The sequence below is a fragment of the Oceanimonas sp. MB9 genome, assembly GCF_011319775.1.
Classification (GTDB): Bacteria; Pseudomonadota; Gammaproteobacteria; order Enterobacterales; family Aeromonadaceae; genus Oceanimonas; species Oceanimonas doudoroffii.
Map to the genome: position 1 here is coordinate 11,552 of NZ_VFBE01000007.1, position 19,743 is coordinate 31,294.

Here is a 19,743-nt window from a genome sequence, read left to right on the forward strand (position 1 = left end):
GCCTCAGCTTCGGCTGTCCTGGTGCCGGCGCCGGCGATTACCCGAGGAGCGACGCTGGCCGCCGCCCTGGCGATCTCGCACATTGCGGTTTACGCCGGCCCTGTGGTGGTGAATACGCTTGGGCGGCGCCAGATCGTCGAGCAGGGCGTTGCTGTCATATTTGCTGACCGGAATTTCGTGCTCAATATAGGCTTCTACCGCCGGCAGGTTGAAGACATATTCCTCACAGGCAAAGCTGATGGAACTGCCGCTGGCCCCGGCCCTGCCGGTGCGACCGATGCGGTGCACATAGTCTTCGGCATCGTCGGGCAGGTCGTAGTTAAACACGTGACTGACATCGGGAATATGCAAGCCACGGGCGGCCACGTCGGTGGCCACCAGAATGTCGAGCACGCCGCCGGTGAAATCTTCCAGAATCTTGAGTCGTTTTTTCTGAGGCACGTCACCGGTGAGCAGGCCCACCCTGTGATTGTCGGCCTTGAGCCAGGCATAGACTTCTTCGCAGCTGTGCTTGGTGTTGGCAAAGACGATGGCCTTGTCGGGCCACTCTTCTTCCATCAGGGTCAGCAGCAAGCGCATCTTGTCTTCCTGCGCCGGGTAAAACAGCTCTTCCTTGATGCGGCCGGCGGTCTTGCGCTCCGGCTCCACCTGCACGTGCTCGGGGTCGTTCATGTGCTCATAGGCCAGTTCCTGAACCCTGAGCGACAGGGTGGCGGAAAACAGCATGTTCTGGCGCTGGGTGGCCGGCGGCATGCGGCGGAACAGAAAGCGAATGTCCTTGATAAAGCCCAGATCAAACATGCGATCCGCTTCATCCAGCACCACCACCTGAATGGCGTCCAGGCTGATGACCTTCTGTTTAAAGAAGTCGATGATGCGGCCGGTGGTGCCCACCAGAATGTCCACGCCTTCGTTCAGCACCTGGGTTTGCTTTTCATAGCCGTCGCCACCATAGGCAAGGCCCAGCTTGAGGCCGGTGTGCTCGCTCAGGGTATCGGCGTCATTGTGGATCTGCACCGCCAGCTCCCGGGTTGGGGCCATGATGATGGCACGGGGCTGATTGGTTTTGCGTTCGGCGGGAGCAGGCTTGGTCAGCAGGTGATGAAAGGTGGCGGCGAGAAAGGCGATGGTTTTTCCGGTGCCGGTCTGGGCCTGGCCGGCGATGTCCCGGCCGGTGAGCAGATGGGGCAGCGACAACGCCTGAATGGGCGTGCAGTTATGGAATCCCTTGGCTTCCAGGCCTGCCAGCACCTGCGGATGCAGGCCCAGCTGGTCGAATTTGGTCTCGGTGAGATGTGTCTTGCTCATAGCGTTCAGATTATCAGGTTAGGCTTGCAATAATAAACAGGATCATTTGAAATAGGGCAACTAAATTGCCCTGGCGTTGTATGTTTTTGAAGGGCAAACACTGACTGGAGTTGGAGATGAGTGACAAAATTGTTCAGCTGACCGATGCCAGCTTTGATGCCGATGTCATCAAGGCGGAAGGTCCGGTACTGGTGGATTTCTGGGCTGAATGGTGTGGTCCCTGCAAGATGATCGCCCCCATTCTGGATGAAGTGGCCGCAGAATATGAAGGCAAGGTGACCGTCGCCAAGCTGAATATCGACCAGAACGCAGAAACCGCTCCCAAGTACGGCATTCGTGGCATTCCCACCCTGCTGCTGTTCAAGAATGGTGAAGTGGCTGCCACCAAGGTCGGCGCCCTGTCCAAGACTCAGCTCAAAGAGTTCCTGGACGCCAACCTGTAATGCAACAAGGGGTGCGCAAGGCGCCCCTTGTGGTTTTTGCTAGACGCTTTTCCTTTTTGGTGCTAGTTTGTTGTTCGATTGCTAGCCTATTCGTGCCTTCGGGCTCTTCATTTATACCAAACATCAATCCGGCAGATTTTTCTGACCATTTGACATTCCTGGTTGATAGACACTCACCACTATGAATCTGACTGAACTCAAGAATACCCCTGTATCTGAGCTGATAAAGCTTGGGGAAAACATGGGCCTGGAAAACCTCGCCCGTCTGCGCAAGCAAGACATCATCTTTGCTATCCTCAAAGCCCATGCCAAAAGTGGTGAAGATATCTTCGGCGACGGCGTTCTCGAAATTCTGCAGGACGGCTTCGGGTTTCTGCGCAGCGCCGACTCCTCCTATCTGGCCGGCCCGGATGATATCTATGTCTCCCCCAGCCAGATCCGTCGATTCAACCTGCGCACCGGTGACACCATTTCCGGCAAGATTCGGCCACCGAAGGAAGGTGAGCGCTACTTCGCCCTGCTGAAGATCAGCCAGGTCAACTTCGACAAGCCCGAAAACTCCCGCAACAAGATCCTGTTTGAAAACCTGACTCCCCTGCATGCCAACGAGCGCATGAAGATGGAGCGGGGCAACGGTTCTACCGAAGACATTACCGCCCGAGTGCTGGATCTGGCGTCTCCCATCGGCAAGGGCCAGCGTGGCCTGATTGTGGCACCGCCCAAGGCCGGTAAGACCATGCTGCTGCAGAACATCGCCCAGAGCATTGCCTACAACCACCCCGAGTGTGTGCTGATCGTGCTGCTGATCGACGAGCGTCCGGAAGAAGTGACCGAGATGCAGCGCATGGTCAAAGGCGAAGTGATCGCCTCCACCTTTGACGAGCCGGCGGCCCGTCACGTGCAGGTGGCCGACATGGTTATCGAAAAGGCCAAGCGCCTGGTGGAGCACAAGAAGGACGTGGTGATCCTGCTCGACTCCATCACCCGTCTGGCCCGTGCCTACAACACCGTGGTGCCGAGCTCCGGCAAGGTACTGACCGGTGGTGTGGATGCCAACGCCCTGCACCGCCCCAAGCGCTTCTTTGGTGCCGCCCGTAATGTGGAAGAAGGCGGCAGCCTGAGCATTATCGCCACCGCCCTGGTTGACACCGGCTCCAAGATGGACGATGTCATCTACGAAGAGTTCAAGGGCACCGGTAACATGGAATTGCACCTGTCGCGCAAGATCGCCGAGAAGCGTGTATATCCGGCCATCGACATCACCCGCTCCGGCACTCGCCGCGAAGAGCTGCTCACCACTTCGGAAGAGCTGCAGAAGATGTGGATTCTGCGCAAGATCGTGCATCCCATGGGCGAGATCGACGGCATCGAGTTCCTGATCGACAAGCTGGCCATGACCAAAACCAACGACGAGTTCTTCGAGGCCATGAAGCGCCAGCAGAAGTAACCGTTACCCAGCACGAAAAAAACCGCGGCTTGCCGCGGTTTTTTATTGGAATGCAAGCCACCGGAAAGCGAAGCGGGTATAATCCCGCTGCCACTCGATACACTCGGAACAACCTATGAAATACAAGGATTTACGAGATTTTATCGCGCAACTCGAAGCCCAGGGGGAGCTGAAGCGCATTCACCAGGAGATTGATCCCTACCTGGAAATGACCGAGATTTGCGACCGCACCCTGAAGGCGGGCGGTCCGGCATTGCTGTTTGAAAATCCCAAGGGTTATGACATGCCGGTGCTGGGCAACCTGTTCGGCACTCCCAAGCGAGTGGCCATGGGCATGGGGCAGCCGGACGTCGGCGCCCTGCGCGAAGTGGGCCGCTGGCTCTCTTACCTGAAAGAGCCCGAGCCACCCAAGGGCCTGAAAGAGTTGATGGAAAAGCTGCCCATCTTCAAACAGGTGCTCAACATGCCGGTGAAGCGGCTGAGAAGTGCCCCCTGTCAGGAAGTGATTCAGGAAGGCGACGAAGTCGATCTGACCCGGATTCCGGTGCAGCACTGTTGGCCCGGCGACGCGGCGCCGCTGATCACCTGGGGCCTGACCATCACCCGCGGCCCCTATAAAAAGCGCCAGAACCTGGGTATTTACCGCCAGCAGGTGCTGGGCAAAAACAAGGTGATCATGCGCTGGCTCAGTCACCGCGGCGGCGCACTGGATTTTCGTGAATGGCAGGAGGCCAATCCGGGCAAGCCTTATCCGGTGGCGGTGGCATTGGGTGCCGATCCGGCCACCATTCTCGGCGCCGTCACCCCGGTGCCCGATACCCTGTCGGAATATGCCTTTGCCGGGCTGCTCAGGGGCAGCCGCACCGAGGTGGTGAAGTGCATCGGCTCCGATCTGGAAGTGCCGGCCAGCGCCGAGATCGTGCTGGAAGGCCATATCTATCCGGGCGAAAACGCCCCGGAAGGTCCTTACGGGGACCACACCGGCTACTACAACGAAATCGACGAGTTTCCGGTGTTTACCGTGGAGCGGATCACGCGCCGGCGCGATGCCATCTACCATTCCACCTACACCGGCCGCCCGCCCGATGAGCCGGCGGTGCTGGGCGTGGCACTGAATGAGGTGTTCGTGCCCATACTGCAAAAGCAGTTTCCGGAGATCAGCGACTTTTACCTGCCGCCGGAAGGCTGTTCCTACCGCATGGCGGTGGTGACCATGAAAAAACGCTATCCCGGCCATGCCAAACGTGTCATGCTGGGCGTTTGGTCGTTTTTACGACAGTTCATGTATACCAAGTTCGTTATCGTGTGCGACGACGACATCAATGCCAGAGACTGGAACGATGTGATCTGGGCCATTACGACCCGAATGGACCCGGCACGGGATACCACATTGATCGAGCACACTCCCATCGACTACCTGGACTTCGCTTCACCGGTATCGGGCCTGGGCTCCAAAATGGGGCTGGACGCCACCAACAAGTGGCCGGGCGAAACCGATAGGGAATGGGGCGAGCCCATCGTGATGACGGACGAGGTCAAACAACGGGTCGATGCGATCTGGGATCAGCTCGGGATCCTGAGCGCGAGTGCAGAACAGAGTGAGAACAAAGGATAGTCATGCAAAAAATTAGCTGTAATGTCGAAGCGCTTCATGAAATGGCCGACACCCTCTGGTATGTGCGGCTGAAGCCGGAGCAGCCGGTGGACTTCCACCCCGGTCAGTATTTGCTGGTGGTGATGGCGGATGACGACAAGCGTCCCTTTTCCATCGCCAACATGCCCCAGGAAAACGGTGAAATCGAGCTGCACATCGGTGCCTCGCCCGACAACACCTATGCCATGCAGGTGCTCAAGCGCATGCAGGAGCAGGGTCAAATCGAGGTGCAGTTGCCGGCGGGCAAGGCCTACCTGCGCGAATCGCGCCACCCGGTGATCCTGATGGCCGGCGGCACCGGCTTTGCCTATACCCGCTCCATCCTGCAGCAAATGCTGGCCGACGGCCTGCATAAGCCGGTGTTTCTGTACTGGGGCGTGCGCCACGAAGAGCATTTGTATGCCCATAACGAGCTGACTGCCTGGGCCGCCGAGCACAAGGAGCTGACCTATGTGCCCGTGGTGCAGACCGGTAACGAGCACTGGCAGGGCCGGGACGGCCTGGTGCACGAAGCCATTATGGAGGACTTCCCCAGCCTGACCGGCTACGACATCTACGTGGCTGGCCGCTTTGAAATGGCGGGTGTGGCCCGGGAAGCCTTCAAGGAAAAGGGCGTGGACGCCGAGCGCCTGTTTGGCGACGCCTACGAGTTTATTTAAACGCGTACCGTTGGCTAAAAATAATGCCGGGCTTGCCCGGCATTATTTTTTTGCTTGTGAGGATTATTCCTGCTCGCTGCGGCCATCGGCCAGCTGTTGCTCCAGCTGCGCCAGGCGGGTTTCCATCTCGTTCAGCTTTTCCCGAGTGCGCAGCAGCACCTTGGTTTGTACGTCGAATTCTTCCCGGGTTACCACGTCCAGCTTGCCCAGCTGAGCCTGCAGCACGGTGCGAATGCGCTTTTCCGCTTCCTCACCCATGTTTTTCAGCCCGGCGGGCATGTTGCTCTGAATCTGTTTGGCGATCTCTTCCAGTTTTTTCGGGTCCAGCATGGTCGCTCTCCTTGAAATATTGCCGCCATTGTAACCCAATCCCGCGGCTCATGGGGATCCGGGATTGGCCTGTTGCAGGGCAATCTGGCGAAAGGCGCGAATCAGGGGATCCTCCAACCGCTTTTTCAGCAGGCATACGCCCACCTCAAAGGGCTTGAGATCCGGGGTCACCGCCAGCCGGCGAATCTTGTCGGCCATGGGACTGTGCTCAATCACCGCCGTGGGCACCAGGGCCACGCCGCAGCCCAGTGCTACCATGCCGACGATGGCTTCGTTGCCGGCCACCTCGGCGTAAATATGAGGGCTGATGCCCTTGTTGCGAAACCACTGGTTGGTCCGTTTCCGGGCCACGCCCTGCTCCGGCAAAATGACCGGAATACGACTCCAGTCGGCCGGACTTTGTTGCAGCAGCTCGTTGGCCAGGCAGGGAATGCGCGGGGCAATAAACACCAGCGGCACCGTTTGCAAACGAATGAATTCGAGCTTGGCGGGCAGGGCGTCGGGGCGGGCGGCAATGGCCAAGTCCGACTCGTCATTGAGCATGCGGTCAATGGCCTGGGCCGGGTCACCGGTTTCCAGGCGCAGTTCCAGTTGCGGGTAGCGGGTACGAAAGCGGGCCAGAATGTCGGGCAACAGAAAGTAGCTGGCGGTCACCGAGCAAAACAAGCGAAGCCGCCCCTGTAGCGGGCTGTCGCTGTGGCGCAGTTGATCGCGCATGCTTTGCCAGTCGGCCAGCCAGCCTTCGGCAAACTGTTGCAGCTTGAGTCCCGACGGGGTCAGGGCGACGCTGCGGTTGTCCCGCATCAGCAGCTCGCAGCCTACTTCCTGCTCCAGACGCTGAATGGCCCGGCTCAGGGTGGACGGGCTGACCGCCATGGCGTCGGCGGTGCGGCCAAAGTGCAGGCTCTGGCTGAGATGGACGAAGAGTTCGAGATTGCGAAGTTCCATTGTATTGCGCCAAATGAAATGCTCTGTTTCGAATATATCATTTCCGGCAATGAATGGCCTGGGGTATAGTGCTGGAGTCGTCACCGGTCACGGTGCAACTATTCAAAAGTAACGGACTAATTGGAGCAAAAGGTCATGGCTAACTATTTCAATACCCTGAACCTGCGTCAGCAACTCGAACAGCTCGGCAAATGCCGCTTTATGAGCCGCGAGGAATTCGCCGATGGTTGTAACTATCTGAAAGGCAAGAAGGTAGTCATCGTTGGCTGTGGCGCCCAGGGTCTGAACCAGGGTCTGAACATGCGCGATTCCGGCCTGGACGTGTCTTACGCCCTGCGTGCCGAAGCCATCGCCGAGAAGCGCAAGTCCTTCGTTCAGGCCAGCGAGAACGGCTTCAAGGTAGGCACCTATGAAGAGCTGATCCCCACCGCCGACCTGGTGATGAACCTGACTCCCGACAAGCAGCACACCTCTGCCGTTAACGCCGTTATGCCGCTGATGAAGGAAGGCGCCGCCCTGGGTTATTCCCACGGCTTCAACATTGTTGAAGAAGGCATGCAGATCCGCAAAGACATCACCGTCGTGATGGTAGCGCCCAAGTGCCCGGGTACCGAAGTGCGCGAAGAATACAAGCGTGGTTTCGGTGTACCTACCCTGATCGCCGTTCACCCGGAGAACGATCCTCAGGGTGAAGGCCTGGCCATCGCCAAGGCCTGGGCTTCCGCCACCGGCGGCGACCGTGCCGGCGTGCTGGAGTCTTCCTTCGTGGCCGAAGTGAAGTCCGATCTCATGGGTGAGCAGACCATTCTGTGCGGCATGCTGCAGGCCGGCGCCATCGTATGCCACGAGAAGATGGTGGCCGATGGCATCGACGCCGGCTACGCCGGCAAACTGATTCAGTTTGGCTGGGAAACCATCACCGAAGCCCTGAAGCAGGGCGGCATCACCAACATGATGGATCGCCTGTCCAACCCCGCCAAGATCAAGGCGTTCGATCTGGCCGAAGAGCTGAAAGAGCTGATGCGTCCGCTGTTCAACAAGCACATGGATGACATCATTCAGGGTAACTTCTCCGCCGGCATGATGGCCGACTGGGCCAACGACGACCACGATCTGCTGACCTGGCGTGAAGAAACTGCCGGCACCAGCTTTGAGCAGTATCCGGTCACCGACGCCGTGATTGACGAGCAGGAATATTTCGACAACGGCATTCTGCTGGTTGCCATGGTCAAGGCCGGTGTTGAGCTGGCGTTTGAAGCCATGACCGCCTCCGGCATTATCGACGAGTCTGCCTACTACGAGTCTCTGCACGAACTGCCGCTGATCGCCAACACCGTGGCCCGCAAGCGTCTGTACGAGATGAACGTGGTAATCTCCGACACCGCCGAATACGGTAACTACCTGTTCGCCAATGCCGCGGTACCGCTGCTGCGCGAGCATTTCATGCCGAAAGTGGGCACCGACGTGATTGGCAAGACCATCAGCGTTGAGTCCAACTCCGTTGACAACCGTCGCCTGATTGACGTGAATGAGGCCATTCGCAACCACCCGGTGGAGACCATCGGCAAGACCCTGCGCGCCTACATGACCGACATGAAAAACATCGCCGTTGGCGGTTAAACAAACAAAACAATAAACAGAGCTGTAACTGGGAGACTTCGGTCTCCCTTTTTTATGGAAAGAATACCAGAGAAGGGCTCGGCCCTGCTCAGTAGTCCACGCCCGCCATCACCCAGACGATGCGGGTTTCGGTTTGGCCCGGGTTGTGTATCAGATGTGGTTCATTGCCCGTGATGGAAAAGCTGTCACCGGCCTCAAGCAGAAAGGTCTGCTCGCCAATGATCAGCTCCAGCTGGCCTGCTTCAACATATCCGGCCTCTTCCCCCTTTCTTTGTCTGGGCTCTTCCCCACCGCTACCACCGGGCTCCAGTCGTGTCATAATGAGAATTAACTGGCCACTGAGCCGGGGAGAAAGCAGCTCCTCTCTGGCGCCGATGCCGGAAAAGGTCATGGCCCGCCGCCGGCCGGCGCGCACTATATAGTCCCGCTCCTGATCGGGAAGATCAGCGTCGGGCTGAAAGAACCAGCTGACACGTACATCCAGCGCATCACTGATGGTTTGCAGCACCCCGATGGGCAGCGAAGACACGCCCCGTTCCACCTGACTCAGGTACCCGACCGATTTGTTTACCTTCGTCGCCAGCTCCGACAACGTCATTTTCTTGGCCTTGCGCAGGTCGCGGATCTGCTGCCCGATACGCAAACCGTCATTGTCAGCGGCCTGGGTATGGCTGTGTTTTGAGGCTGGCATCACTTATCTTCACCTGGTTTCAGTCTTTTCGACCAAGCCTAACAGACGCGTGTGGAGTATTTGAAATAAGTTTTTATTTTTTCACTCAGGGCGAAAAAACAGGGAATGCATGAAAAAGGCGGTAACAGTAGCTGGTATTCGAAAGGGTGGCCGAACATGCCCAGCGCCGGCCATAAAGGAATGTGCAGGGTCGGCGCTGGTATTATCAGGTGGCGTTAAGCCGGGTCAAAGGGAGGGCGCTGCTTGCGAAAGGCCCGCTTGCCGATAATCTTGCCATCGCGAAAGGTAAAGATATCCAGGCTGTCGGCTTCAATACGTTTGCCGTCGGGCTGGGTTGCCACAAAGGTGCACTCCGAGATAACCCGATCACCGGCAGAATAATGATGGCCATTAATCCATTGTACATCCGGCATGGTACCCCAGGTTTCCTCGAACCGCGCCTTTACGGCCTGGTGACCCACGATACGGGAGCCGTACGCTTCATTTCCGGCAACGGTCTCAAAGACGATGTCGTCATCAAAATATGACATGACTTCGTTGATATCGTGGCGATTGAATGCATCGAAAAGGTTAAGCATTTCCTGATTGGTCATTGTCCTTACTCCTTTGGTGTTTGGGCTGCCCTGAAAAGCATATCGGGGCAGCACTTTTCCTTGGTGACGGTAAACATGAGCCTTTAGCCGCGGCGGGAAGGTTGGCGGTTTGCCCGCAGCAGTTTTTTCAACGTACTGTATCCAGCACCTGAAAGTATTTATAAAGCGCCCGCTGCCCGAAGCGGCGCAAGGGACGCAGCGGGTGACTGGGGAGCGGTGATGAGAAAATGGGAAGATCCGCCTCCTTTATTTTTCCGCCGGCAATCAGGGTGGCCATCTGCCTGGAGGCATAGGCCGAAAAGGATACCCCGTTGCCGCTGTAACCCTGGGCATAGAACACACTTTGCTTCGGATCAGGCTGCACCACACGCGGCATCATGTCGTGAGAGATATCCATCCAGCCATGAGAAAAGAAGGGCGTTTCTATGCCGGCCAGCGCCGGAAACTTGCGGGCAATGGCTTCCTGCACAATTTTGAGGTGCTTTGGGTTCTGGGCATCGGCCCCGCTGATGGCACTGCGGCTGCCTATTTGCAGCCGTTTTTCCGGCAGAAAACGATAGTAATAGCGCAACTTGCGCGTGTCGGTCATAAAGATGGTGGAGTGAAAACCACAGGCTTCTATCTCGTCGTCGGTCAGGGGACGGGTCCATACCGAGTTGGCCATAATGGGCATATTCCGATAGGCAGTCAGTTTGTTCAGGTTGGGGCTGGTGTACCCTGCGGTGGCGATACCCACGCTGCGTGCCCGCACCATGCCGCCCGGTGTCTGCAAATAGTGCATTTTGCCATCGGTGGTCCAGTGTTGAACCGGACTGCCGGTGTGGATCTTCGCCCCCAGCCTGCGGGCCGCTCGCGCGTAGCCATAGGCCAGCTTCAGTGGCTGCACGGCGATGCCTACCGGCTCAAGCATGGCGCCATGACATTCCTGATCGCCCACATACTGGTTCAGTACGGTATCCCGGTCGAGTATGCGGGTTTGGTAACCGAGCACCTTATTACACAGCCGGGATTCCTGATGCAGGCCTTCCAGGGCCTGTTTACTGTGCGCGATCAGCAGGTTGCCCAGGTTCTGGGGTTCGCAGTCAATGTCCGGATCTTCTGCCAGCGACTGAAACACCTCAAAACCTTCGAGGCTGTTGGCATGCAGGCGGCGGGCTACGTCCACCCCCCATTTTCGTACCCACTGACTGCGGCTCAGCCGGCCCCAGGCCAGATGGCCCTGGCCACCGTTACGGCCGGAGCAGCCCCAACCGATTTGATTGGCCTCCAACACCACCGCCTTGATGCCGTGTTCCCGGGCCAGAAACATGGCCGTGGCCAGCCCGGTAAAGCCGCCGCCAATCAGTACTACATCGGCTTCCATGTCGCCATTGACCGGGCCGTCGTCCTGCGGCGGCTCGCCGGCATGAAAGCGCCAGTAACTGGGCGGATAGTCCATGGCCGTGCCCGGAGAGGCGTCATGCAGCGGATCGTAATGAGGATAATAAGGCTGGGTTGCAGGCATAATCTTGTCACTCCATGCTGATAGATAAACCAAACTGCCATGTAAAACTCATGGGGTGTCGCCGAATCGTGATGCTCGCCGACAGGTTCCCCACATGCTTTGTAAACATCGCCCTGCTTGCACATAAATCAGGGCGGAACTGACGTTAACTTTCCGGCTGGTAAATATGCTTATGCCTTTTTTCCTTTCCTTGTCTGAGCATGCGGTAAACGGAGAACATATAGGCGATGCCGACAAAGAAGAAAGGCGCCCCCACGACAATGGCGAGACTTTTTATTGCGGAAAAACCGCCGAATAACTGAAACATGATGCCGGTAAAGCCGATAATGACGCCCCACAGCAAACGCATGGAAACTTTCGGGTTCTCATTGCCATTGGAGACCTGCATGGCCGCGAAGAAAGAGGCCGAGTCGGAAGTGGTGACGGCGAAGATGACAATATTGAACAGCACCATCAGGCCGAGCCACCAGCCGCCGGGCATGCTGTCCAGCAGCATGTAAATGCCGGACTCGGGTTTCTCCTGCACGCTTTCCCACAGCGGGGCAATGTCATTGACCTCGATATATCCGGCCGAGCCGCCCCAGATGCTGAACCAGCCAATGGTCAGCACCATGGGAACCAGGATCACGCCGAAAATAAACTCCCGCAGGGTCCGGCCCTTGGAAATACGTGCAATAAAGCCACCGCAGAAGGGAATGTAGGAGATGTACCACAGCCAGTAGAACACCACCCACCAGCCCAGCCATTCCCGCTGTTCAAAGTTGCTGGCATCGGACCAGAATTGCAGCGAAAACACCTGCCCGAAGTAATCGCCCACCAGTTGTGTGGTCAGGTTCAACAGATATTGGGCCGGTGCATGACCAAAGAAGAGAATGGCAAACAGTATGATGCCGGCCATGATCATGTTTGCCTGGCTGAGCAGCTTGATGCCACGTTCAACGCCGGTCGCCGCCGAGATCACATAGGCGATGATGACCACTATCATCACCAGCGCCTGACCGAGGGCGCCGAGTTCGAGCCCAAACAGGGTATTCAGGCCATAGCTGATGGAGGCGACGCCCAGTCCTATCATGGTGGCATTGCCGCCTATGGTGCCGATAATGCCCAGGCCGTTGGCCAGGCGTCCCCAAAAACTGGTGTTGCAGCGCTCTCCGAGAATCCCGTACAGCCCGGTTGCCACCGTAAGTGGTTGACCGTATTTGTAGGCCGGGTAGGCAATGGCCCAGGCCGCCACGGCAAACAGGGCCCAGCCATGCATGCCCCAGTCGAGCAGGGTGATCTGCACCGCCTTGGCTACGCCGCCGGCCTGACCGGCCTGCCCCATGTCGATCACATGGGGTGACTCGTACAGGTGGGTCAGAGGCTCGGCAACACTGAAGAACACAAAGCCAATGCCCAGGCCACAGCTGAACATCATGGCCACCCAGGAGCCAAAAGAAAACTCGGGAACCGTATTCTCCGTGCCGAGTTTCAGATCGCCATAAGGGCTGATAAAGAGGTACAGACAGAACACCAGGGTAGCGCCCACGCCAAGCAGCACACTCCAGCCAAAGTTGAAAATCAGAAAGTCCCTGATAGAGGACAGTGTATTCCCCATGGCGTCGGGAAATAGAAAAGCGTAAAGCATCAAAAAGGCATATATCGTTAGCACCGGCCAGAACAAGGTTCTGTCGTACTCGCCCAGCAGCCGAGTGGTGATGCCATTACGGGGCGACAGGGGGTTTTTATGCGAAAAACTGCCAACTTTGCCTATAGCTGTATCGTTCACCAGGTGTACCTCCATGTAGTTGTATGGCGGGTGGTTATCTGACGGATAGCCACGTTATCTCTCCCTACACAGATGAAAATATCACCGGCTTTTATTTTTTCAATGAAAAAAAACAATATTTTTTCATTTGTTTAACATGGGGCGATTCGGCCTGTGCCGTCGCACCCTGCGGCGCAACGGCGTGGGACCCACGATGTGTGTATGCCTTTTATTGTGGCGGTTTTATAATGTTGCCCAGACAGGTAGCACGCTTATTCCGCTCTGGATGCACTAAAACCGATAAATCCCGGCCGTTGGCGGCACATTTGCCGCCATGTTTTGCTTTTTATCGGGATAAGCAATAGTAAGGTGGCATGGAGAATTTAATGAGTTTTGACGAGCGTTTCGGGGGCATTGCCCGCCTCTATGGTGTCCGGGCCTCGGCCCGTTTTGCCGAGGCCCATGTGTGTGTGATTGGCATTGGTGGCGTGGGCAGCTGGGCGGCGGAAGCCCTGGCGCGTTCAGGAATAGGTGCCATCACCCTGATCGACATGGACGACATCTGCATTACCAACACCAACCGACAGATCCATGCCCTTAGTAACCAGATTGGCGCGGAAAAGACGCAAGCCATGGCCGAGCGCATTGCGCTGATTAACCCGGACTGCCGAGTGACAGTGGTGGATGACTTTATCAGCGCCGACAACCTGGCCGAGCATCTGCTGACGGGCTTTGATTACGTGGTGGATGCCATCGACTCGGTGCGGGCCAAGGCGGCGCTGATTGCCTTTTGCAAGCGCAACAAGATTCCGGTCATTACCGCCGGCGGCGCCGGCGGCCAGGTAGATCCGTCGCAGATCCAGTTAAAGGATCTCAGCAAGACCATTCAGGATCCCCTGGCGGCCAAGGTGCGGGGCGAACTGCGCCGCTTTTATAACTTCAGCAAGAACCCCAAGCGCAAGTTTGGCGTCGACTGTGTGTTTTCCACCGAGCAGCCCCGTTACCCGGACGGCGAGGGCGGCATCTGCAGCGCCAAGCAGGAATCGGACGGCACCATGAAAATGGACTGTGCTTCAGGCTTTGGCGCCGTCACTCATATCACCGCCACCTTCGGCTTCTTTATGGTCAGCCGGGTGCTTTCCCGGCTTGCCGCTCAGGCTAACTCTGAATCAGCCTAATTGCCGTTTGCTAGCTTGTGCCATTTCGTCGGTCAAAGCGCACTGCTTCTCCGGCACGCCGTGGGACATGCCACTCAATGTTTCAACCCGCTGCGAACATACTGAATGTTCGGTCGGGTAGAAATATTTCGTCACGGCGAGCAAGCTCGCCCCATATAGGCTCCGTCGCGCATCTGACCGCCATGGATGGCGGGAATGCCGAACATGCAGGAGCAATTTTCGGCCCTGGCGCAAAGGGCACGGCGAAGCAGACACCCTTTGCCCTCCTTGGAGCATTCAGAAGCTGATTGTTGGTAAACAGGCAGCGCCAGAGTTGCACGAAGCAGCAATGGGGATTGCCGTAGCCGACCATAAAATGCCATGGATGGCATTTTCGAGCGTTACAGGGAGGTACTTGAAGCGTGTCGGCGGAGTGCAACCGCGCTGATGTGTCGCTTTGCGGCGTTGTAGCCGGTTCAGCTTTCCGCTTTGGCTTTGATTGCCGAAACGACTGCTCGTAAACCATTGCCTCGGGACGGGCTCAGGTGGTTGAGCAGTTGTAGTTCCTCGAAATAGGCCTCCATATCAAAGGCGGCAATCTCGGCACTGGTCTTGTTGCTGAGGGCGGCCAGTACCACCGCCATTAGGCCTTTTACGATGCGGGCGTCGGCGTCGCAGTGAAACTGCCAGCGGCCCTGTGCATCCTGCTCGGCCACCAGCCAGGCCTGACTTTCACAGCCGTGAATGGCGTTGGCGTCTACCCTGTGTTTGTCGGTCAGGGGCGGCAGTTGCCTGGCGAGCGTGATCAGCTGTTTGTAGCGGGCTTCCCAGCCCTGAGCCGCGGTAAACAGGGCGCGCACTTCGGTGTCGGTGATCTCGGTACCAAAGGGGTGGGTCATCACAGCAGCTCCCGGGCCTTGTTGATGCCGGCCAGCAGGGCGGCCACGTCATCGCTGGTGTTATAGAAGGAAAATGAGGCCCGCACCGTGCCATTCTTCAGTTTTAACGCCTGCATCAGCGGCATGGCGCAGTGGTGGCCGGTGCGCACGGCTATGCCCTGCATGTCGAGCAGGGTGGCCAGATCCTGAGGATGCACTTCGTCCATGGTAAACGACACCGAGCCGGCCTGAGGCCGGCCAATGACGCGAATGTCGTCCATGGCGGCCAGGCCATTCAGCAGTTGCGTCAGCAGCCCATGCTCGTGGCGCTGCAGTGCGGCCCTGTCCAGTCCCTGCAGGTAGTCCACCGCCGCCCCAAGAGCAATGGCGCCGGCAATGTTGGGCGTGCCCGCTTCAAACTTGAAGGGCGGCGCGGCAAAGCGGGTGTGTTCAAAGCTTACTGTCTTGATCATCTCGCCGCCGGTCTGCCAGGGCGGCATTTTTTCCAGCCACTCGGTTTTGCCGTAGAGCACGCCGATACCGGTGGGCGCAAACATCTTGTGGCCGGAAAAGGCGTAAAAGTCACAGCCGAGCCGCTGCACATCCACCGGGAAATGACCCACCGCCTGGGCGCCGTCCACCAAGGTGACTGCACCTACTGCCTTGGCCATGGCAATCAGCTTCACTACCGGATTGACCTGGCCGAGGGCGTTGGACACATGGCCTACGGCCAGCAGTTTGGTGCGCGGGGTAATCAGCCGCTCGGCGGCGGCCATATCCAGCTCGGCATTGTCGGTGAGGGGAATAACCTTGAGTACGGCGCCGGTGGTGGCGGCCACCTGCTGCCAAGGCACGATATTGGCGTGGTGCTCCGAGGTGGATACCAGCATTTCGTCGCCTTGTTGCAGAAAATGCCGGCCCAGGCTGAAGGCCACCAGGTTAATGGCTTCGGTGGTGCCCCGGGTCCAGATGATTTCCTTGGCCGAGGGCGCGTGAATAAAGCGCGCCACTTTTTCCCGGGCCAGCTCAAAGGCGCGGGTGGCCTGGCCGCTCAGGGCATGGGACGCCCGGTGCACATTGGCGTTGGTGTCCCGGTAGTAATGATTGAGCGCATCCAGCACGGCTTGAGGCTTCTGGGTGGTGGCGGCGTTGTCGAGATACACCAGCGAATGGCCGTTAACGATTTGCGCCAGGGTAGGGAAGTCGCGTCTGAGTACTCGAATATCCACGATCATGCATAACCATAAGAAAGAACTCTCGGGATCATGAGCCAAACCAAAGCCGATGACAAGGCACCCTTCACCCCGGGCGGCCATGACGGTAAAATCACCGACCGTTTAATGCCCGAGGAGCCGCCATGAAATTGAACCCCGCCCAGGATGAAGCCGTTCGCTACATTGCCGGACCCTGCCTGGTGCTGGCCGGTGCCGGCTCCGGCAAGACTCGGGTGATCACCAACAAAATTGCCTATCTGGTGCGTCAGTGTGACTATCAGGCCCGGCACATTGCCGCCGTGACCTTTACCAACAAGGCGGCGCGGGAGATGAAGGAGCGGGTGGCGCAAACGCTGGGCAAGCGGGAGGCCCGGGGCCTGATGGTGTCCACCTTTCACACCCTTGGGCTGGATATTATTCGGCGGGAGCACAAGACCCTGGGGCTGAAGTCGGGTTTTTCGCTGTTTGACGATCAGGACCAGCTGGCGCTGATAAAGGAGCTCACCGACACGGAACTTGAGGGTGACAAGGAAAGAATCTCCCGGTTGCTCTCGACCATTTCCAACTGGAAAAACGATCTGGTGCTGCCTTCCCGCGCCGCCCGCCTGGCCACCGACGCCGAGACCGTATTGTTTGCCCAGTGCTACGAGCGCTACCAGCGGCACATGAAGGCCTACAACGCCCTGGACTTCGACGACCTGATCCTGATGCCCACCCTGCTGCTCAAGACCAACGCCGAGGTACGCGCCTACTGGCAAAACAAAATTCGCTACCTGCTGGTGGACGAATACCAGGACACCAACACCAGCCAGTATGAGCTGGTCAAGCTCATCGCCGGCGAGCGCGCCCGCTTTACCGTGGTGGGCGACGACGATCAGTCCATCTATTCCTGGCGCGGTGCCCGGCCTCAGAACCTGGTGCTGCTGAAGGAAGACTTTCCCAGCCTCAAGGTCATCAAGCTGCAGCAGAACTACCGCTCCCGAGGGCGCATTTTGCAGTGCGCCAATATCCTCATTGCCAACAATCCCCATGTATTCGAGAAAGAACTGTTCTCGGAAATGGAATACGAGGCATCGGTCAGAGTGCTGTTCGCCAAGAGCGAGGAGCATGAGGCGGAGCGGGTGGTGGCCGAGATCATGGGCCACAAGTTTATGAATGCCAGCAAGTTCGGCGAATACGCCATTCTCTACCGGGGCAATCATCAGTCCCGGCTGCTGGAAAAGGCGCTGATGACCAACCGCATTCCCTACAAGATCAGCGGCGGCACCTCGTTTTTCTCCCGGTCCGAAATCAAGGACATCATGGCCTACCTGCGGCTGTTGGTGAACCCGGACGACGACAACGCTTTTCTGCGGGTGGTGAACACGCCCCGGCGGGAAATCGGCCCCACCACCCTGGAGAAGCTGGGCACCTATGCCAATACTCGGGGCAAAAGCCTGTTTGCCGCCAGCTTTGAGCTGGGGCTGGAGCAGACCCTGTCGGGCAGAGGCCTGGTGGCGGTGCGGGCCTTCAGTGACTGGCTGGTGCGGTTGGGAGATGAAGCCGCCCGGGGCAATGCGGTGGAAGCGGTGCGCGACATGATCAAGGACATTCACTACGAAGAGTGGCTGTACGAAAGCTCCCCCAGCCCCAAGGCCGCCGAGATGCGTATGCAGAACGTCTCCACCCTGTTCAAGTGGGTCAGCCAGATGTTGGAAGGCTCCGAGCTGGAAGAGGCCATGACCCTGCCGCAGGTGGTGACCCGGCTGACCTTGCGCGACATGATGGAGCGGGGAGAGGACGAAGATGACGGCGAGCAGGTGCAACTGATGACCCTGCATGCCTCCAAGGGACTGGAGTTTCCCTTTGTGTTTATGGTGGGCATGGAGGAAGGCTTGCTGCCCCATCAGAGCAGCATTGACGAAGACAATATCGAGGAAGAGCGGCGGCTGGCCTATGTGGGCATTACCCGCGCCCAGCAGGCGCTGACCTTTACCCTGTGCCGGGAGCGGCGGCAATACGGTGAAACCGTTAGGCCCGAGCCCAGCCGTTTTCTGCTGGAGCTGCCCCAGCAGGATCTGGACTGGGAGCACAATCGCAAGCCCCAGAGCGAAGGCGAACGCATGCAGAAGGGCCAGGCCGGCGTGGCCAGCCTGCGGGCCATGCTCAATAAGAAATAGTGAGGCGTGCAGGGTGGGGGGTGAGGAGAAAACCGTTCACTTCCCCCCCTCGCTAATCAGGCAATAAAAAAGCCGCATTGCTGCGGCTTTTTCACTACGAAAGCGGGCGCGCTTAAATGGCGTCCAGCATGTAGTCAACGGCGTTGGCGATTTCTTCGTCGGAGCAGTTGCCACAGGCACCACGGGCGGGCATGGCGTTAAAGCCGTTCAGCGCGTGGCTCAGCAGGGTGTCGCGACCCTTTTCGGCGCGGGGACCCCAGGCGGCGGTATCACCCTTTACCGGGGCGCCGGCGGCGCCGGTGCCGTGGCAGGCGGAGCAGGCGGCATTGTAGACCGCTTCACCGCTGCGGGGCGCGGCGGGCTCGCCGCTGTCGCCGGCGGCGGCAGTGTCGACGATGCCTTCCAGATCGGCGGCGGTATACACGCTGCCCACCGGCTTGGTGCGCTCGGCAATGGCTTCAGGCGACATATCATTGGCGGCGTAGGCCATACCACTCAGCGAAGCAGCGGCAACACCGGCAAGCAACAGGTTTTTAAACAGGCTCACCTTTTCATTCTCCCAGTTGGCTTTCATTGTTTTCCGTTAAACCCGGCGAGTATACCCCAAGAATCATGGTCATTAAATGCGCCGGCCGGCGAATATCCCGATATCGTAGCGGGGTTTACGGGCTGGGCTTTATGGTATGATGTGGATTATCTTGATATCAAAATGGCTCCAGGAAGAACCTGACATAATGAACGATAATCACACGCAGCACGCCACATCCCAGGACCATGACATGATGGATCAGATCGACCGCATCGTAACCCTCTGGCAACGGGCCCGCCCCGATCTGAGTTTTGACAGCACCGAGGTGGTCGGCCGGGTGGTGCGGCTGGAATACTTCATTACCCGCCGGGTGATGCAGGATCTGGCCCGTTACGAACTCAACGTGGGCGAATTCGATGTGCTGGCCGCCCTGCGCCGGCATCCGCCCAGCTACCAGCTGTCTCCCAATCAACTGCAGGCCATGGTGCTGATCTCGTCCGGTGCCCTGACCAACCGCATCAACCGGCTGGAAAGCCGTGGCCTGGTGACCCGGGCCCAGGCCGATCACGACCGGCGTGGCGTGATCGTCACCCTCACCGAAGCCGGCTTCAATATTGTGGAAGAAGCGGTCAAATACCACCTGGCCGCCGAAGCGGAGCTGGCCGCCACCCTGACGACGGATGAGCAGCAACAGCTGGCTGGCCTGATGAAAAAAATGCTGCTGGCGATTGAGGATTAAGCCGGCCGGTCAACAAGTATCCAATTGACGATGTTTTTTGGCGTCGAAGATCGCCAATTTTCCATTTCCTGCTGATACTTGTGCTTGAGTCACCGGCGGCATCACAGCACGGGCCTTCAGGCC

At 58.2% G+C, this 19,743-nt stretch carries 18 protein-coding genes; 8 read left to right on the top strand and 10 right to left on the bottom strand.

Annotation, left to right across the window (positions count from 1 at the left end; translation table 11 throughout):
• Positions 1 to 3 precede the first annotated feature (3 nt).
• On the bottom strand, positions 4 to 1,308 hold the full coding sequence (gene rhlB / locus OJHNALOF_RS10215; RefSeq protein WP_094201502.1) for an ATP-dependent RNA helicase RhlB: 1,305 nt from the start codon (positions 1,306 to 1,308) through the stop codon (positions 4 to 6).
• 116 nt (positions 1,309 to 1,424) lie between these two features.
• Here rhlB and trxA point away from each other — a divergent pair, with 116 nt between their 5' ends.
• From trxA to fre, 4 genes are all read left to right on the top strand, one after another.
• Positions 1,425 to 1,751 (top strand): thioredoxin TrxA, encoded by a 327-nt coding sequence (gene trxA, locus OJHNALOF_RS10220; protein ID WP_094201503.1) that lies wholly within the window; start codon positions 1,425 to 1,427, stop codon positions 1,749 to 1,751.
• A gap of 181 nt (positions 1,752 to 1,932) precedes the next feature.
• Positions 1,933 to 3,198 (top strand): transcription termination factor Rho, encoded by a 1,266-nt coding sequence (gene rho, locus OJHNALOF_RS10225; protein WP_094201504.1) that lies wholly within the window; start codon positions 1,933 to 1,935, stop codon positions 3,196 to 3,198.
• Between the two features lie 115 nt (positions 3,199 to 3,313).
• Complete coding sequence (gene ubiD, locus OJHNALOF_RS10230) at positions 3,314 to 4,813, top strand: 4-hydroxy-3-polyprenylbenzoate decarboxylase (protein WP_165661966.1); 1,500 nt, start codon at positions 3,314 to 3,316, stop codon at positions 4,811 to 4,813.
• 2 nt (positions 4,814 to 4,815) lie between these two features.
• Entirely contained in the window at positions 4,816 to 5,511 is a 696-nt protein-coding gene (gene fre / locus OJHNALOF_RS10235; RefSeq protein ID WP_094201506.1) for an NAD(P)H-flavin reductase, read from the top strand.
• 63 nt (positions 5,512 to 5,574) lie between these two features.
• Here the strand turns inward: fre and OJHNALOF_RS10240 are convergent, their stop codons facing one another.
• Together OJHNALOF_RS10240 and ilvY are read right to left on the bottom strand one after the other, a co-directional pair.
• Positions 5,575 to 5,841, bottom strand: coding sequence for an accessory factor UbiK family protein (locus tag OJHNALOF_RS10240; protein WP_094201507.1), 267 nt, complete (start codon positions 5,839 to 5,841; stop codon positions 5,575 to 5,577).
• Between the two features lie 48 nt (positions 5,842 to 5,889).
• Entirely contained in the window at positions 5,890 to 6,789 is a 900-nt protein-coding gene (gene ilvY, locus OJHNALOF_RS10245) for an HTH-type transcriptional activator IlvY (RefSeq protein WP_094201508.1), read from the bottom strand.
• A 135-nt stretch (positions 6,790 to 6,924) separates the two neighbouring features.
• Between ilvY and ilvC the strand changes: the two genes are divergently transcribed.
• Complete coding sequence (gene ilvC / locus OJHNALOF_RS10250) at positions 6,925 to 8,409, top strand: ketol-acid reductoisomerase (protein ID WP_094201509.1); 1,485 nt, start codon at positions 6,925 to 6,927, stop codon at positions 8,407 to 8,409.
• 88 nt (positions 8,410 to 8,497) lie between these two features.
• On the opposite strand, the gene OJHNALOF_RS10255 is transcribed toward ilvC, so the two are convergent.
• The 4 genes from OJHNALOF_RS10255 to OJHNALOF_RS10270 all read right to left on the bottom strand — a co-directional run bounded on the left by OJHNALOF_RS10255 (position 8,498) and on the right by OJHNALOF_RS10270 (position 12,965).
• Positions 8,498 to 9,100: a helix-turn-helix domain-containing protein gene (locus tag OJHNALOF_RS10255; protein WP_165661967.1), complete on the bottom strand. Its 603-nt coding sequence runs from the start codon at positions 9,098 to 9,100 to the stop codon at positions 8,498 to 8,500.
• 215 nt (positions 9,101 to 9,315) lie between these two features.
• Positions 9,316 to 9,693 (bottom strand): nuclear transport factor 2 family protein, encoded by a 378-nt coding sequence (locus OJHNALOF_RS10260; RefSeq protein ID WP_165661968.1) that lies wholly within the window; start codon positions 9,691 to 9,693, stop codon positions 9,316 to 9,318.
• 127 nt (positions 9,694 to 9,820) lie between these two features.
• The gene (locus OJHNALOF_RS10265; protein WP_165661969.1) at positions 9,821 to 11,197 is read right to left on the bottom strand and encodes an FAD-binding oxidoreductase; all 1,377 of its coding nucleotides are present in this window, start codon (positions 11,195 to 11,197) and stop codon (positions 9,821 to 9,823) included.
• Positions 11,198 to 11,342: 145 nt separating this feature from the next.
• Positions 11,343 to 12,965: a BCCT family transporter gene (locus OJHNALOF_RS10270; RefSeq protein WP_165661970.1), complete on the bottom strand. Its 1,623-nt coding sequence runs from the start codon at positions 12,963 to 12,965 to the stop codon at positions 11,343 to 11,345.
• A 365-nt stretch (positions 12,966 to 13,330) separates the two neighbouring features.
• Here OJHNALOF_RS10270 and tcdA point away from each other — a divergent pair, with 365 nt between their 5' ends.
• Entirely contained in the window at positions 13,331 to 14,122 is a 792-nt protein-coding gene (tcdA, locus tag OJHNALOF_RS10275) for a tRNA cyclic N6-threonylcarbamoyladenosine(37) synthase TcdA (RefSeq protein ID WP_165661971.1), read from the top strand.
• Positions 14,123 to 14,577: 455 nt separating this feature from the next.
• Here tcdA and csdE read toward each other — a convergent pair whose 3' ends face one another.
• Both csdE and OJHNALOF_RS10285 read right to left on the bottom strand, forming a co-directional pair.
• Positions 14,578 to 15,000 (bottom strand): cysteine desulfurase sulfur acceptor subunit CsdE, encoded by a 423-nt coding sequence (csdE, locus tag OJHNALOF_RS10280; protein ID WP_165661972.1) that lies wholly within the window; start codon positions 14,998 to 15,000, stop codon positions 14,578 to 14,580.
• Positions 15,000 to 16,214 carry an aminotransferase class V-fold PLP-dependent enzyme gene (locus OJHNALOF_RS10285; protein WP_165661973.1) on the bottom strand — a complete coding sequence of 405 codons (1,215 nt, stop codon included), beginning with the start codon at positions 16,212 to 16,214 and terminating at the stop codon, positions 15,000 to 15,002. Before OJHNALOF_RS10285 ends, csdE begins: the two co-directional genes overlap by 1 nt.
• Positions 16,215 to 16,336: 122 nt before the next feature.
• Between OJHNALOF_RS10285 and rep the strand changes: the two genes are divergently transcribed.
• Positions 16,337 to 18,352 carry a DNA helicase Rep gene (rep, locus tag OJHNALOF_RS10290; RefSeq protein WP_165661974.1) on the top strand — a complete coding sequence of 672 codons (2,016 nt, stop codon included), beginning with the start codon at positions 16,337 to 16,339 and terminating at the stop codon, positions 18,350 to 18,352.
• A gap of 112 nt (positions 18,353 to 18,464) precedes the next feature.
• Here the strand turns inward: rep and OJHNALOF_RS10295 are convergent, their stop codons facing one another.
• Entirely contained in the window at positions 18,465 to 18,926 is a 462-nt protein-coding gene (locus OJHNALOF_RS10295) for a cytochrome c5 family protein (RefSeq protein ID WP_165661975.1), read from the bottom strand.
• Between the two features lie 160 nt (positions 18,927 to 19,086).
• Here OJHNALOF_RS10295 and OJHNALOF_RS10300 point away from each other — a divergent pair, with 160 nt between their 5' ends.
• Positions 19,087 to 19,620: a MarR family winged helix-turn-helix transcriptional regulator gene (locus OJHNALOF_RS10300; protein ID WP_240919703.1), complete on the top strand. Its 534-nt coding sequence runs from the start codon at positions 19,087 to 19,089 to the stop codon at positions 19,618 to 19,620.
• Positions 19,621 to 19,743: the final 123 nt, after the last annotated feature.

What these genes read in the sequence shown, in the direction of transcription:
- rhlB (WP_094201502.1), bottom strand. Translation starts at nt 1,308, where the DNA reads ATGAGCAAGACACATCTCACCGAGACCAAATTCGACCAGCTGGGCCTG.
- trxA (WP_094201503.1), top strand. Translation starts at nt 1,425, where the DNA reads ATGAGTGACAAAATTGTTCAGCTGACCGATGCCAGCTTTGATGCCGAT.
- rho (WP_094201504.1), top strand. Translation starts at nt 1,933, where the DNA reads ATGAATCTGACTGAACTCAAGAATACCCCTGTATCTGAGCTGATAAAG.
- ubiD (WP_165661966.1), top strand. Translation starts at nt 3,314, where the DNA reads ATGAAATACAAGGATTTACGAGATTTTATCGCGCAACTCGAAGCCCAG.
- fre (WP_094201506.1), top strand. Translation starts at nt 4,816, where the DNA reads ATGCAAAAAATTAGCTGTAATGTCGAAGCGCTTCATGAAATGGCCGAC.
- OJHNALOF_RS10240 (WP_094201507.1), bottom strand. Translation starts at nt 5,841, where the DNA reads ATGCTGGACCCGAAAAAACTGGAAGAGATCGCCAAACAGATTCAGAGC.
- ilvY (WP_094201508.1), bottom strand. Translation starts at nt 6,789, where the DNA reads ATGGAACTTCGCAATCTCGAACTCTTCGTCCATCTCAGCCAGAGCCTG.
- ilvC (WP_094201509.1), top strand. Translation starts at nt 6,925, where the DNA reads ATGGCTAACTATTTCAATACCCTGAACCTGCGTCAGCAACTCGAACAG.
- OJHNALOF_RS10255 (WP_165661967.1), bottom strand. Translation starts at nt 9,100, where the DNA reads ATGCCAGCCTCAAAACACAGCCATACCCAGGCCGCTGACAATGACGGT.
- OJHNALOF_RS10260 (WP_165661968.1), bottom strand. Translation starts at nt 9,693, where the DNA reads ATGACCAATCAGGAAATGCTTAACCTTTTCGATGCATTCAATCGCCAC.
- OJHNALOF_RS10265 (WP_165661969.1), bottom strand. Translation starts at nt 11,197, where the DNA reads ATGCCTGCAACCCAGCCTTATTATCCTCATTACGATCCGCTGCATGAC.
- tcdA (WP_165661971.1), top strand. Translation starts at nt 13,331, where the DNA reads ATGAGTTTTGACGAGCGTTTCGGGGGCATTGCCCGCCTCTATGGTGTC.
- csdE (WP_165661972.1), bottom strand. Translation starts at nt 15,000, where the DNA reads ATGACCCACCCCTTTGGTACCGAGATCACCGACACCGAAGTGCGCGCC.
- OJHNALOF_RS10285 (WP_165661973.1), bottom strand. Translation starts at nt 16,214, where the DNA reads ATGATCGTGGATATTCGAGTACTCAGACGCGACTTCCCTACCCTGGCG.
- rep (WP_165661974.1), top strand. Translation starts at nt 16,337, where the DNA reads ATGAAATTGAACCCCGCCCAGGATGAAGCCGTTCGCTACATTGCCGGA.
- OJHNALOF_RS10295 (WP_165661975.1), bottom strand. Translation starts at nt 18,926, where the DNA reads ATGAAAGCCAACTGGGAGAATGAAAAGGTGAGCCTGTTTAAAAACCTG.
- OJHNALOF_RS10300 (WP_240919703.1), top strand. Translation starts at nt 19,087, where the DNA reads ATGAACGATAATCACACGCAGCACGCCACATCCCAGGACCATGACATG.